Raw genomic sequence first — 13,405 nt, forward strand, 5'->3', positions numbered from 1 at the left:
AGTGCCTTCCGTGGCGAATAGAAAATCTGTTGATAATTATTCGCATCAGTCTGACAGATTGAGTCTGTAGGGAAAAGTCCAAACTCTGTAGGAGCGAGCTTGCTCGCGAAAGACTCACAGGCGCCGCGTTGATTCCGGAAACCAGCGTTATCGTTGAGGTTTTTCGCGAGCAAGCTCGCTCCTACAGGGTGGTGTTCAGGTGAACAGGATTTCGTAGGGCTCGCGCATGCGCTCCAGCAATATCTGCGCGAGCATCGGCGGTAAGCCAATTTGTGGGTCACCCACCAACTGGCTGGCGTAGGCATGGGCGGCGTGCAGCTTGCGCGCGACGGTCCAGGTGTCCAGGCGGACCTTGCGTGCACGTTGCCAGGGCATTATCGCGCTTTCCCGGGCCGGCCAATGCCAGGCCCAGATCGGCAGTTCATACAGTTGCGCACCTACCAGGCTGCACGCCTTGGCACTCGCGCGGCCGACGGCGTCATGGTCGTCATTGCCGTCGTTGCGCCAGGTGGTAAACACCAAGTCGCCAGGTTGCAGGTAGCGCGCGATGAATTGGCTCATGGGCTGTTCACGGGCGGCCAGTGCGTCATCACAAAACCCGCCACGAATCCATTTCAGGCTGTGCAAGGGCATACCCAATCGGCGCAGGGCCTCGGCACTTTCCTGGGGGCGCACCACGCTCAAGCGGCTGGCCGGCCATACTTGAGAGCCGGGATGGCTGGCGCTGCCATCGGTGATGGAGATCAATTGCAGCGGATGCTCGCGGGTGCTGAGCAGTTGCAGCAAACCGCCGCACGCCAGCACTTCATCGCCAGGATGAGGTGCGATTACCACGACGCGAGCACCGGGTGGTACCAGGCTGTTCAGGGAGATGATGGGGGTTTGCGCCAACTGCGGCGCACTGTTCCAGATTTGCACGGGGCCGCGACGGCCTTCGCTTAAGGAGGCAGGCTTCATGGGGTGTCACATCCTTGTCGGTTGATACCGGGTCGTGCTCCGTTGACGGGACGACGCTCTTGTCTTCACCGCAGGCTCCGCTGGGTGAGTGCGCAGCATGCCAATCCAGGAATGCCATGCAAGGCGTTAGGAGGATAGACAGGCATGGGTATCTGCACAACTTTGATGCGATGTTTGCTGGGCTGACGTCATCGCAGGCAAGCCAGCTCCCACAGGGGGCTATGTTGCCCACAATATCTGCGCCTGGCACGGATCCCTGTGGGAGCTGGCTTGCCTGCGATTTTGTTTTCACCCAGCCCGCATCAAGCTCTTCAAGTAATCACCGAACCCACCCTCAGCCCGGCAATCCAGTCGCGCACTGGTCACCACTTGCGGCGCATGGCTCCAGGCAATGGAGGCACCGCAACGCTCCAATTCACGTACCAGTTGTACATCCTCATGGCATTCCAGCGGTTCAAACCCACCGGCCTCTACGTAGGCGCGGGCACTCACGCCCAGGTTGGCACCGTGGATATGCCGATGCCCATCGCGGGCCTGGTAGGCCTGCTGATAGCGAATCTGCGCGGCCGGGTCGAAGCCGTCGCTCCAGGCGTCCACGGTGACTGTGCCGCACACCGCGTCGCAGCCTTGGGCCAGTTGGGCCACCAACCAGTCAGGGGCGACACGGCTGTCGGCGTCGGTGCAGGAAATCCACCGCGCGCCTTGCTCCAGCAAGTACCGTGCACCCACGCCGCGGGCGTGGCCGACATTGCGCGCCTGCACGTGCAGGCAATGCACCTGGTGGGCCTGGGCAATCGCCGCGCTGGCATCGCTGCAACTGTCGAGTACTACCAGAATCTGTACCGCTTCACCCAGCAAGCCCGGGTGGTTGGCGGCGATCCGCGCAGCCCTCAGGCAATCATCCAACAGGGCTTCTTCGTTATGTGCCGGGATCAGAATACCGATCATCGTAAACCCTCATGGCGAGCGACCGAGGTGCCATCGAGGCTCCACAGGTCGAGCAGGAAATCCGGGTCCTGGTACTGCACCAACGGTGCTACACCCAGACGCTGTTGCAGCACGGCGTGCACCTGTTCGGCTGTTTGCGGGCAACCGTCAATGGGCACTCGCCAATGACAGGCCAGAATTTGCCCGTCAGCGGTCAAGGCGGCGAGGGCGCAATCGATCAGACGATTAAAATCATCGACATCAAGGTAATAACAAAGCTCACTCAATACGATCAGTTCGAATTGCCCGCCGGGCCATTGTTCTGGCAGGCGACGCTGCTCCACGCGGGCATGAGGGAAATGCTCCAGCCGCGCCTGTGCCAGACGCACCGCAGCGGTGGCGGTGTCGCAACACAGCAGGCGGTCGCAACGCGGGGCCAGCTCGGCACTCAATTCACCGTTGGCACAACCCGGCTCGAATATCGACGCATAGCGCGGCCGCGTCAGCATGGCCAAGGTCAGGGCGCGCTTGCGTTGTTCGTACCAGCGCTGACGAAAAGCCCAAGGGTCGTCATTACCCGCAAACAACTGGTCGAAGTAGGGGGTTGCCACACTCATACGAACACCATCTCAAAAGGCTGCAGCAAGCGCTCCACCACATAGGGCGCCAGCACCGGAGGCAGGCCGATTTGCGGGTCGCCCTCCAACTGGCTGGCGAAGGCGTGGATCGCATGGCGTTTGCGTGCCACTTGCTCGGCGGTCAGCGGGATCTTGCGCGCCCGATGCCAGGGCACCTTGTGGTCTTCGGCGGTGGCCCAGTGCCAGGTCCACACCGGTAGCTCACACAACACTGCGCCGACGGCCTTGGTTGCCTTGGCACTGGCGCGGCCCACGGCCTCATGGTCGCAATGCCCATCCTCGCACCACGTGGCGAACACCACGTCGTTGGGCTTGAGGTGGCGCTGGATAAACTCGCAAAGCTGGGCTTCGCGCTCGGCCACATGGCTGTCGGTAAACCCGCCGCGCAGCCATTTCAAACTGTGCAGCGGCAAGCCAAGGCGGTGCAAGGCCTGGGCCGATTCCTGCGGACGCACCACGCTCAGGCGCTCCACCGGCCAGCGCCGGGAGCCAGGGTGGCTGGCGCTGCCATCGGTGACGGAGATCAACTGGATAGGGCGATCCAGCGCAGCCAGCCCTTGCAGCAGACCACCACTGCCCAGCACCTCGTCATCCGGATGCGGGGCGATGATCACCGCTCGATGCCCAGGCGGCACCAACTGCGCCACACTGATGTGCGGCAACTCGGCCAATCGTGCGCTGTTTTGCCAGTGGCTCAATGGCGTGCCCTGGCCAACAATCGGATTGGGCCTCATAGCGCCCATCTCCCTGTGGGCTCGCCGGCGACCTGTTCACCGAGGGCGGCCAAGTCGCGTTCGGCATGACTTTGCCGCACATACACCGGTAAATCAGCCATCAACTGGGCAAAGTGCGGATCCTTGCAATACGGCCCGGCGCCGACCGCACGGCCCACATGCTGGATCACTTGCTCGACGGTGTCCTCGATACAGGCGCGCGTCTGTTGCGCCAGTTGTCGCGCATCGGCGCGAGGCTGGCGGTCGATCTGCGCGGCGCTGGCGCGTAACACGCAGGCGGCGCTGTTCAAGGCGCTGTCGACCGCGCCGAGGTGGGCCAGTGCATGGGGCTCCGCACGCTTGGCACATTGGGCGCGCAGCACTTCACCCAGGCGTTGCGCCGCGCCGTACCAGCACGCGGCAATGCCGATCCCACCGTGCCAGAAGCCCGGACGGGACAGATAGTCACCCGGGCTACCCACGGCAATTCCCCTGGCGGCGCTGAACAGGATGTCGACGCTACCGGTCGCCGCCATGCCCACCGCCTTCCACCCCTCATCCGTCACCCTGATGCCCGGTTGATCCATCGCCACGGCCACCAATTGCTGGCGGTCCTCCTCGTCCCAGGCCGTCAGCAAACCATGGCTGACCACCGCCGCACCGGAACACCAGGCCTTGCGCCCCTCGACGAGCAGCCGCTGGCCGTCGCGACGCACACGCACCTTGGCAGTCGGCGGCTCGGCCGCCCACATGCCCCAGGTGCTGCCCAGCGGCGGCAAGGGGCTGTCGAGTTCGGCAATGATCGCCAGGGCATCGGTATGGCCTTCGAACAACTTGCACAGGCGCAAGTCATGCCCGGCCACCTGGGCCAGTTGGCTCAAGCGGGACAGGGTCTGGCCGCTGCCCGGCAACGGCAGTTGATCAAGGCCTTCTTCTTGAAGGGCCCTCAGGGCATTACCCAGGGCTTGCGTGTCGGCATAGCCCCGGTAGCCCTGAAGGAAACCGTGCAACGCCATTTCACACCTCGCCTTCGTGCTGCAGTTCAAACAGCAGCAGCGAGCGAGCGGTGACCGCGTACTCATGCTCGAAATCAAAGCGTTCCTGGCCACGCACAGCCGGGTCGTTGGTGTCGAGCAGGCACGTCCAGAACTCGCCCTCCGGCACCGGCGGCAGGCGGAAATTGACCAGGTCGTGATGGGCGTTGACCACCAGCAGCAACGTGGCGTCGGCCCCGGCACGACGAATCCCGGTTTCCTGGGCGCGGCCATCCATCAACATGCCCAGGCAGCGGCCCTGGCTGTCTTCCCATTGCTCGGTAGTCATTTCGTTGCCATCCGGCGCGAGCCAGGTGACGTCCTTCACGCCGATGTCTTCGTTGTAGTCGCCCACCAGGAAGCGCCCACGCCGCAGGATCGGGTACGCCAGGCGCAGCTTGATCAGGCGCTTGACGAACTTGAGCAGGGCCTTGCCGTCATCGTCCAGGTCCCAGTTGACCCAGCCGATCTCGCTGTCCTGGCAATAGGCGTTGTTGTTGCCGTGCTGAGTGCGAGCGAACTCGTCCCCGGCGACGATCATTGGCGTGCCCTGGGCCAGCAGCAAAGTGGCGAAGAAGTTGCGCATCTGGCGCAGGCGCAGCGCGTTGATCTCCGGGTCGTCGGTAGGGCCTTCGACGCCGTGGTTCCAGGACAGGTTGTTATTGCTGCCGTCCTGGTTGTTCTCGTCGTTGGCCTCGTTGTGTTTGTCGTTGTACGACACCAGGTCGTGCAGGGTGAAGCCGTCGTGGGCGGTGATGAAGTTCACCGAGCTGTACGGCCTGCGCCCGCGGTGATTGAACATCTCGCCCGAGGCGGTCATGCGCCCGGCGAAGTCTGCGAGTTGGCCGTCGTCGCCTTTCCAGAACGCACGCACGGTGTCGCGGAAGCGGTCGTTCCATTCCACCCAGCCCGGCGGGAAGTTGCCCACCTGGTAGCCGCCGGGGCCACAGTCCCAGGGCTCGGCGATGAGTTTCAACTGGCGCAGTACCGGGTCCTGGCGGCACGCCACGAGGAAACTGTGGCGCTCATCGAACCCGTCGCGGTAGCGCCCGAGGATGGTCGCCAGGTCGAAGCGGAAGCCGTCCACGTGCATCTCGGTGGCCCAGTAACGCAGGGAGTCGGTGACCATTTGCAGCACGCACGGGTGGCTCAGATCCAGGGTGTTGCCGGTGCCGGAATCGTTGATGTAGAAGCGCTTGTCGTCGGGCATCAGGCGATAGTAGGAGGCGTTGTCGATGCCGCGCATCGACAGGGTCGGGCCGCGCTCGTTGCCTTCGGCGGTGTGGTTGTAGACCACGTCCAGAATCACTTCCAGCTTCTGCTCATGCAGGTGCGCGACCATCTCCTTGAATTCGGCGATCTTGCCGCTGGCCAGGTAGCGCGGGTCGGGGGCGAAGAACGCGATGCTGTTGTAGCCCCAGTAGTTGGTCATGCCTTTTTCCAGCAGATGCTGGTCGTTGACGAAGGCGTGCACGGGCAGCAGCTCGACCGAGGAAATGCCCAACTGGCGGATATGCTTGAGCACGTCATCTTCCATCAGGCCGGCGCAGGTGCCCCGCACCGACTCGCCAACCGAAGGATGGCGCATGCTGATGCCGCGCAGGTGGGTTTCGTAGATGATCGTGCGGTCCCACGGCACTCGTACCGGTTGGTCGTTGCCCCAGGTGTGCGCCGGGTCGATGACCTTGCACTTGGGCACGAAGGGCGCACTGTCGCGTTCATCGAAACTGAGGTCGTCGTCCGGGTGGCCGATGGTGTAGCCAAACAGCGCTTCGGACCATTTGAGTTCGCCCACCAGTTGCTTGGCGTAGGGGTCAATCAGCAGCTTGTTGTGGTTGAAGCGATGACCATTGGCCGGGTCATAGGCACCGTATACGCGGTAGCCGTAAATCAGCCCGGGGTGAGCATCGGGCAGGTAGCCGTGGAAGATCTCGTCGGTGTATTCGGGCAGTTCGATGCGCTCCAGTTCGACCTCGCCGGTATCGTCAAACAGGCACAGCTCCACCTTGGTGGCGTTGGCGGAAAACAGCGCAAAATTCACACCCAGGCCATCCCAGGTGGCGCCGAGGGGGAAGGGCAAACCTTCACGGATCCGCGACGGCTCATGAACCGGCGTCGCTGTGGTGTTGTCGGGTTTGCTCATCGAGTTGCTCCTGCAAAAGGTATTTTTTCGGGCCGAACGCCGCCGTACTGACGGTGCTTCAGCGCATGGCTTGGACGGAAAAGGGCCTGCAGCGCGCAATGCGTGCTGCAGGCCCGAGAAATCATGGGGCGGGCGGTTTGGGCTTCTTCGGGGCGGCGGGTTTCTTCGCCGCAGGTTTGGCGGCGGCAGGCGCAGCAGGTTTGGGCTTTGCCGCAGCCTTGGGCGCGGTTTTCGGCTTGGCGGCCGGTTTAGGCTTGCTCGGCGTCAGCGCTTCGGCTTCCGCCAGCTTGCGCGCCATCTCCCAGTGGCGATCGTGGGCGCCATCGGGCTTGCCTTCAGACTCCCAGATCTGATGCGCCAGTTCGCGAATGCGTTTGTCTTCTTTACTCATCACAAACTCCTCACAGAAAATTTTCAGCTTTCTTGATTATCAGGATTGATAAAGACATTGACCGGGAGATCCCCCAGGGCAGCGCTGATCAACAGCTCCTTGTTGGGTGTGACTACGCCCGTTTGAAAAAGTCCCTTCCAGTTCTGTGCAGGGGCGGCGAACGGTAATTTCACCCGCGTATCGCTCCAAACCTGCGCATTGATCTGGGGAAACATCCCGTTTTCAAGCAACGGATAAGACCAACGCGGCACCACCACCAGTAACTGCTTGCCTTGATGTTCACGGTAGAACGCAACCACGCGCTCAGCGTACTGGCCCACCGCTTCCAAAGGCGTATAGCTGCCATGGCGCAGCAGCTCGGGGCAGGCTTTACGCAGGCCCAGTACCTGGGCGATCACTGCCTGTTTGATACGCCCGTCGCGCCAGTTGAACAACAGTTCGCCGATGTCCGGTGGTGCCTGCAATGCACGTTGCCGCGCAGCGAAGTCCACCGGGCGCCGGTTGTCCGGGTCGACCAGGCTGAAGTCCCAGAACTCATCGCCCTGGTAAATATCCGGCACACCCGGCACGGTCAGATGAAGCAAGGTTTGCGCCAGCCCATTCAGGGCGCCGGCGGGGGCGATGGCCTGCGCAGCACTGTCCAACGCACTGCGCAGCGGCGCACCGGCCTCACTGAGCAGCAGGCGCTTGAGGAACGCTTCCACCGCCTGTTCGTAAGCTTCGTTGGGCGCGCTCCAACTGCTCTGCAACTTGGCCTCGCGCAGGGCTTTTTGCTGCCACTGCCACAGGCGTTGCTGGTACGCCGCCAGATCGGGGTTGGGCTCCAGCGGCCAACTGCCCAGCAGCACCTGATAGAGAATCAACTCATCGCCCGCCGAAGGGCTGTCTGCGCTCTCGCGCAGGGGCTCGGCCAGGCGGCGCCAATGCTCGACCTGTTCGGCATACCAGGGTGCGCACTCGCTGAGCACCGCCAGGCGCGCACGGGTGTCTTCGCCGCGTTTGTGGTCGTGGGTGGCGGTGGCCAGCAGGTTGCCGGGAAAGGTCTTCAGGCGCTGTTGATTGGCCGCATGGAAATCTGCCAACGGCGCACTGAATTGCTCGGTGCTGAAGCCCACATCGTTGCGCGACAACAACACCGCCGAACGGTAGAACGCGGTGTCTTCCACAGCCTTGGCGGCGGCGGGCGAGGTCAGTTGCTGGAAGCGCACGCAGGCATGCTTGAGCATCTTGCGCGCGCGGCCTACCGGGCGATTGCGCCAGGGCTGGCCACCCAACCATTGCTCCAGGTGGTCGAGCACCGGCCAGTCGCCTTCGTTGAGGGTACTGCGTGCACCCTCCATGGCGTGCTGGAACACCTTGTCGTCGGCCGCACTGCGGCCCTTGGCGCTGATATAGGTGCGGTACACCGGGAAATGCACGATCAGTTCCTGCAAGGCCCGGCGGATGGCACCCAGGGTCAGATCGCGGGTCATCACGTCATCGCGGGCCACTTGCAGCAGCGCCTGGGCTACGCTTTCGAAGTCGCCGCCCAACGAACCATTGAGGATCTGCTGGCGCGCCAGCCGCGCTTCTTCGCCGAAGGCTGAGGGCCGCTCGCTGTGACGCGTCCACATCTCGGCCAGCGGTGCAAAACCTTCGGGATGGTGTTGCAGCAATGACAACTGGTTCATGAACTCGTAGCCGGTGGTGCCATCCACCTGCCAGTCTTCACGCAGGGTTTCACCTTCGCCAAGGATCTTTTCAACAAAGATGGGCAAGTGGCGTTGGGGTGACAGCGCGTCTACGCGGCGGCGCAATTTGCGGCAATAGCCACGCGGGTCGGCCAGGCCATCGATATGGTCGATGCGCAGCCCGTCGACCAGCCCCGCGCTGATCAGCTCGAAAATCTTGCCATGGGTGGCTTCGAACACCGCCGCGCGTTCGACCCGCAGGCCGCCGAGCTCATTGACGTCGAAAAAACGCCGCCAGTTGATGTCGTCTGCGGCTGTGCGCCAACTGGCCAGGCGATAGGTCTGTTGTTCGAGCAGGTGATGCAGGCGCTCGAAACCCTCGGGCTGGCGACTGTCGAATGCGGTCAGGCGTTGTTCAATAGCGGGTAGCAGCTCGCTGGCGCGTTCGGCCAGGGCTTGTTTGAGCTCGGTGGCCTCGGCGTAGGCGTCGTGCTGATAGGCGAGGGCGGCGAAACGTTCGGCCAGCGATTTGAGTAACTCGTCGCTACCCAGAATCAAGCCGTAGTCCCTGGGGCAAATCGGAAAACGGTGTTCGTAATGCTCGACGTAGAAACTCCCCTGGGCGGCATCGAACTTGAGCGCCAGCGTGCCGTTCTGCAAGGCTTCGCCGTAATCGCTGCCGAGGAAGGGCATCAGCAACTGGCCCTTGAGCAGCGGGTCGGGGGAGTGCCACTGGATGTCGAAGAACTCGCTATAGGGGCTCAGGCGGCCCCATTCCAGCAGGTCCAGCCACCAAGGGTTATCCGCGCCGCCCACGGCCATATGGTTGGAGACGATATCGAGGATCAAACCCATGTCGTGCTCACGCAGCGCGGCGACCAGGCGACGCAACGCCGCTTCGCCCCCCAGTTCCGGGTTGACGCGGGTCGGGTCGACCACATCGTAGCCGTGCATGGAGCCGGCGCGGGCGCTTAACAGTGGTGAAGCATACAGGTGGCTGATGCCCAGTTGGGCAAAGTACGGCACCAGTGGCACCGCGTCATCAAGGGTAAAATCTTTATGAAATTGCAGGCGCTGGGTGGCGCGCAGGGGCAGTGCGTTCATCGGTCACGCTCATAGGCTTGGTTGCGCGCCACGGCCAGCAGTTCGAGGCGACGCGCGGCGCTGTCATTGTCGAGCAGGCTGGCGGCTTCGCCGGGCAAGCGTCGGCGCCAATTGGGGTGGGTGTCGAGGGTGCCCGGCAGGTTGGCTTGCTCCTCGATGCCCAATGCATCTTCCAAGGGCAACAACACCAGTGGCGCACGGGTATGGCCCAGGTAGCGCACGCTGGCGTCGACCATATGGTCGGTGTCGTTGCGGATCTCGTCGATGAAGTTCTGCGGGTCCTGACTCAAGGCTTGGCGCAGTGCCTGGCGTTCGCGCAGGCGGTGTTCGCTCCATTGGTCTACGGTGGGCGCATCGATCAGGCCCAGCTGGATATTCCATTCGATATCGCGGCTGTGCCACCAGCCATTGAGGGTCGGCAAGTCGTGGGTACTGGTGGTGGCCAAGGCGTTGTCGGGCCAATCGAGGATGGGCTTGAACTGGCCGTCATGGTTCTGTTCGAACAGCAGCACACGCATGCCCAGGATCGAACGGGCGCTGAGCTTTTCGCGCAGGCCTTCGGGCACGGTGCCCAGGTCTTCACCGAGGACGATGGCCTGGTGGCGGTGCGATTCCAGGGCGAGCAAACGCAGCAGGTCGTCCACCGGGTAATACAAGTAGGCACCTTCACGGGGGGACGCGCCCAGAGGGATCACCCACAGGCGTTGCAGGCCCATCACATGGTCGATGCGCAAGCCGCCGGCATGGGCGAAGTTGGCCCGCAGCATTTCGATAAAGGCGCGATAGCCATTGCGCTTGAGGCCCTCAGGGGAAAAGGCAGAGATGCCCCAGCCTTGCCCTGCGCGGTTGAGAATGTCCGGTGGCGCGCCCACAGTGAGGTCGGCCAGCAGTTCATCCTGCCGACTCCAGGCCTGGCTGCCGCCGCCGTCGGCGCCCACCGCCAGGTCGGCGATCAGGCCGATGCCCATGCCGCTGCCACGGGCGGCCTGTTGTGCGCGCTCAAGGCTGCGGGCAATCAGCCATTGGGTGAAGGCGAAATAGCCGATTTCGTCGCGGTTGTCCTCAGCGAACTGCGCCAGGGCCGGGCTCTGTGGCGTACGCCAGGCTTCGGGCCATTGGCGCCAGTCCAGGTCCTCACCCGCGGCCGCACGCTGGGCCTGTATGGCTTCGAAGCGGCAGTGGTTTTCCAGGGCTTCGCCGCCGGCCTGGCGGAAGCTTTGAAAGTCGGCATGCTGGGGATGCGCGCCGTGGCGGAAGTCTTCATACAGTGTGCGCAGCAGGCGTTGCTTGGCTTTGGCGGCGGCCGGCCAGTCGATCAGCGTGAGCTGTTCCAGGGCATGCAACTCCTCAGCCAACCCGGCAGCTTCGATGGCGTTGCGCACCTCACGTTCACCGAGGATGCACGCCGGCGAAGCATACAGGCTGTTGAGAAACAGGCGGCTGGAGGGTGAATAGGGGCTGAAACGCTCAGTGTCGGCGCTGAACATCGCGTGCATCGGGCTGATTGCCACGGCGTCGGCGCCGCGCTCGGCGGCGGAACGCACCAGGTGCTCCAGGGCCAGGGTGTCGCCAAAACCGCCATCGCCCAGGCGGCGCAAGGCATAGAGTTGGGCGCTCAGGCCCCAGGCGCGAGCGGGTTGGCTGTCCACCGCGTCGGCCACGCTGTAGCAGTGGCTGGGCGCGACGGCCAGGGTGAAGGTTTGCCCGTCGATATGCACCTGGTGGTAGCCAAGGGCAATCACGCCGGGCAATACGGCCTCGCCATCCAGGCGCAGCTCCAGGGTTTCGCCGCCTTCCAGGCTGACGCGACACGGGGTGTCCGGGGCGAAGTAGCGTGCCAGGTCCAGGCCCGCACCGCTGTCGGTGGTCATCAAGGGCGGCAGGTGCCGGTCCTGCTGCGCCTGCTCAAGTTGCAGCAGGCTCGCGTCGATTTCGGCATCGCTGTCGGCCGGGTGCCCCAGCCCTTTGAGGACGGCGCGCAGGGCATCAGGCTTTACATGTTGCGGGCGACAGTTGGCATCGATCCAATCGACGGCCAGGCCCGCGCGGCTGGCGAGAATTTCCAGGTTCGCTTCGCTCAAAGAATGTCTCCAACAGGGGATAAGCAAACGCGTGCGCTCAAGGGCGGTAAGTGCGCACCTTGCGGGGCAGGCGTTTGGAAAATAATCGGGTGGGGTGCCGGATGATCCAGGGGCTGTTCACTCAGGTTCAGGTCGATCTGCAGCACACGGCCGTTGCCCAGGCGCCAGCGCGCGGTGACGGCATGGTCAGCCAGCACCTGCGCGCCCAGGGCGACGGTGCCGGGCAAGTGCGGCACCACGTGCACGTGACGCAGGCTCAGCAGGTGGCGGTAGAGCTGGGTGTGGTCGTTCTCGACGAAAGAGGGCACCGACTGTAAAAAGGTTTGCAGCGCGTTGGGGTCGGGGATGCGCTGGCGTTGCTCGGGGTCGTGAAACGCCGCGAAGTCGGCAAATTCATTGCGCCGCCCCTCACGCACCGCCTCGGCCAGTTCGCCATGATGGTCGGTGAAAAACAGGAACGGCTCGGCGGCATTCACCTCGTCGCCCATGAACAACATCGGGATCATGGGGCACAGCAACAGTAGGGTGGTCGCGGCGCTCAGTGCCTGGGGCGAACACAGCTGGTGCAGGCGTTCGCCGAGGGCGCGGTTGCCGACCTGGTCGTGATTCTGCAGGAACGCGACGAAGGCGCTGGGGGGCAGATCCGCACTGGGTTCGCCGCGAGCTTGGCCATGGCGTGTCGTCTCGCCCTGGTAGATGAACCCCTCGGCCAGGCAGCGCGCCAGCTTGGCGGTAGGCTGCTCGGCAAAGTCGCTGTAGTAGGCGTCGGTTTCACCGGTGAGCAGCACGTGCAGCACGTTATGAAAGTCGTCATTCCATTGGGCGTCGAAATCGTGCTGCAACAGGCTGGCCTGGTTCAGTTCGTTTTCCAGCATCAGCCACACGTGGCGCCCGCCGTCTACCTGCTGGCGTACCCTTTGTGCCAGTTCCTGCAGAAACCCAGGGTTGTCGATAGCGTGCACGGCATCCAGGCGCAGGCCGTCGAAGCGGTATTCGAGCAGCCACATCAAGGCGTTATCGAGGAAGAAATCCCGCACTTCACGGCGCTCGAAATCAATGCCGGCGCCCCAGGGTGTGTGCACGTCCTCCTGGAAGAACCCCTGGGCATACTGGCCCAGGTAATTGCCGTCGGGGCCGAAGTGGTTGTAGACCACATCGAGGATCACGGCCAAACCGTGGCCGTGGGCACTGTCGATCAGCTGCTTGAGTTGCTCGGGAGTGCCGTAGGTGGCGTGGGGCGCATAGGGCAGCACGCCGTCATAGCCCCAATTGCGTTCGCCGGGAAATTGCGCCAAAGGCATCAATTCAATCGCGGTGACGCCTAGTTCGGCCAGGCGGGGCAGGTGTTTCTCGACAGCAGCGTAGCCGCCCATGGCGCCGACGTGGAGCTCGTAGATCACCGCCGTGTGCCACGGGCGACCCTGCCATTGGCTGTGGCGCCATTCATAGGCGAGGGGGTCGACTACTCGGCTCCACCCATGCACGTCCAGCGCCTGGGCCCTGGAGGCGGGGTCGGGCACCGTGTTTTCGCCATCGATGTTAAAACGGTAAAGCGTGCCGGCAGGGCACGCGATTTCGACTTCAAACCAACCACCGGCCTGGGGCAGCATGACGATGGTTTTACCCTGTTCCAATTCAACGCTGACATAAAATGCGTCTGGCGCCCATAACGCAAAGCGCGTGCGGTGCGCGTCCAGCATGATTGCGCCGTGGGGCCAGGTTTCCAGAGTCCTTGACGGCATCTATG

At 63.5% G+C, this 13,405-nt stretch carries 10 protein-coding genes; all 10 read right to left on the minus strand.

What is annotated here, in order from left to right:
* Positions 1–195: 195 nt before the first annotated feature.
* The 10 genes from GIW79_RS21170 to treZ all read right to left on the minus strand — a co-directional run bounded on the left by GIW79_RS21170 (position 196) and on the right by treZ (position 13,400).
* Positions 196–957 (minus strand): PIG-L deacetylase family protein, encoded by a 762-nt coding sequence (locus tag GIW79_RS21170; protein ID WP_236455894.1) that lies wholly within the window; start codon positions 955–957, stop codon positions 196–198.
* Positions 958–1,245: 288 nt separating this feature from the next.
* Positions 1,246–1,905, minus strand: coding sequence for a glycosyltransferase (locus tag GIW79_RS21175; protein ID WP_072446404.1), 660 nt, complete (start codon positions 1,903–1,905; stop codon positions 1,246–1,248).
* Positions 1,902–2,501 (minus strand): SAM-dependent methyltransferase, encoded by a 600-nt coding sequence (locus GIW79_RS21180; RefSeq protein ID WP_072434635.1) that lies wholly within the window; start codon positions 2,499–2,501, stop codon positions 1,902–1,904. Before GIW79_RS21180 ends, GIW79_RS21175 begins: the two co-directional genes overlap by 4 nt.
* Positions 2,498–3,256 carry a PIG-L deacetylase family protein gene (locus GIW79_RS21185; RefSeq protein WP_197900197.1) on the minus strand — a complete coding sequence of 253 codons (759 nt, stop codon included), beginning with the start codon at positions 3,254–3,256 and terminating at the stop codon, positions 2,498–2,500. Before GIW79_RS21185 ends, GIW79_RS21180 begins: the two co-directional genes overlap by 4 nt.
* Positions 3,253–4,251 (minus strand): acyl-CoA dehydrogenase family protein, encoded by a 999-nt coding sequence (locus tag GIW79_RS21190; protein WP_236455913.1) that lies wholly within the window; start codon positions 4,249–4,251, stop codon positions 3,253–3,255. The genes GIW79_RS21185 and GIW79_RS21190 overlap by 4 nt, the downstream gene beginning before the upstream one ends.
* Position 4,252: 1 nt before the next feature.
* On the minus strand, positions 4,253–6,412 hold the full coding sequence (glgX, locus tag GIW79_RS21195; RefSeq protein ID WP_054897376.1) for a glycogen debranching protein GlgX: 2,160 nt from the start codon (positions 6,410–6,412) through the stop codon (positions 4,253–4,255).
* A gap of 121 nt (positions 6,413–6,533) precedes the next feature.
* Positions 6,534–6,803 carry a DUF2934 domain-containing protein gene (locus GIW79_RS21200; protein ID WP_003191595.1) on the minus strand — a complete coding sequence of 90 codons (270 nt, stop codon included), beginning with the start codon at positions 6,801–6,803 and terminating at the stop codon, positions 6,534–6,536.
* 23 nt (positions 6,804–6,826) lie between these two features.
* A complete protein-coding gene (locus GIW79_RS21205; RefSeq protein ID WP_236477413.1) occupies positions 6,827–9,577 on the minus strand; it encodes a malto-oligosyltrehalose synthase in 2,751 nt (916 codons plus the stop codon).
* On the minus strand, positions 9,574–11,658 hold the full coding sequence (malQ, locus tag GIW79_RS21210) for a 4-alpha-glucanotransferase (RefSeq protein ID WP_236455175.1): 2,085 nt from the start codon (positions 11,656–11,658) through the stop codon (positions 9,574–9,576). The genes GIW79_RS21205 and malQ overlap by 4 nt, the downstream gene beginning before the upstream one ends.
* Positions 11,655–13,400 carry a malto-oligosyltrehalose trehalohydrolase gene (treZ, locus tag GIW79_RS21215; protein ID WP_236455174.1) on the minus strand — a complete coding sequence of 582 codons (1,746 nt, stop codon included), beginning with the start codon at positions 13,398–13,400 and terminating at the stop codon, positions 11,655–11,657. The genes malQ and treZ overlap by 4 nt, the downstream gene beginning before the upstream one ends.
* Positions 13,401–13,405 lie beyond the last annotated feature (5 nt).

Origin of the sequence: Pseudomonas sp. PA-7-1E (assembly GCF_021605325.1) — a bacterium.
GTDB classification, from domain to species: Bacteria; Pseudomonadota; Gammaproteobacteria; order Pseudomonadales; family Pseudomonadaceae; genus Aquipseudomonas; species Aquipseudomonas fluorescens_BV.

Excerpts from the sequence above, each read along its gene's own strand:
- GIW79_RS21200 (WP_003191595.1), bottom strand. The coding sequence starts at position 6,803 with ATGAGTAAAGAAGACAAACGCATTCGCGAACTGGCGCATCAGATCTGG.
- GIW79_RS21170 (WP_236455894.1), bottom strand. The coding sequence starts at position 957 with ATGAAGCCTGCCTCCTTAAGCGAAGGCCGTCGCGGCCCCGTGCAAATC.
- GIW79_RS21180 (WP_072434635.1), bottom strand. The coding sequence starts at position 2,501 with ATGAGTGTGGCAACCCCCTACTTCGACCAGTTGTTTGCGGGTAATGAC.
- GIW79_RS21175 (WP_072446404.1), bottom strand. The coding sequence starts at position 1,905 with ATGATCGGTATTCTGATCCCGGCACATAACGAAGAAGCCCTGTTGGAT.
- treZ (WP_236455174.1), bottom strand. The coding sequence starts at position 13,400 with ATGCCGTCAAGGACTCTGGAAACCTGGCCCCACGGCGCAATCATGCTG.
- GIW79_RS21205 (WP_236477413.1), bottom strand. The coding sequence starts at position 9,577 with ATGAACGCACTGCCCCTGCGCGCCACCCAGCGCCTGCAATTTCATAAA.
- GIW79_RS21185 (WP_197900197.1), bottom strand. The coding sequence starts at position 3,256 with ATGAGGCCCAATCCGATTGTTGGCCAGGGCACGCCATTGAGCCACTGG.
- GIW79_RS21190 (WP_236455913.1), bottom strand. The coding sequence starts at position 4,251 with ATGGCGTTGCACGGTTTCCTTCAGGGCTACCGGGGCTATGCCGACACG.
- glgX (WP_054897376.1), bottom strand. The coding sequence starts at position 6,412 with ATGAGCAAACCCGACAACACCACAGCGACGCCGGTTCATGAGCCGTCG.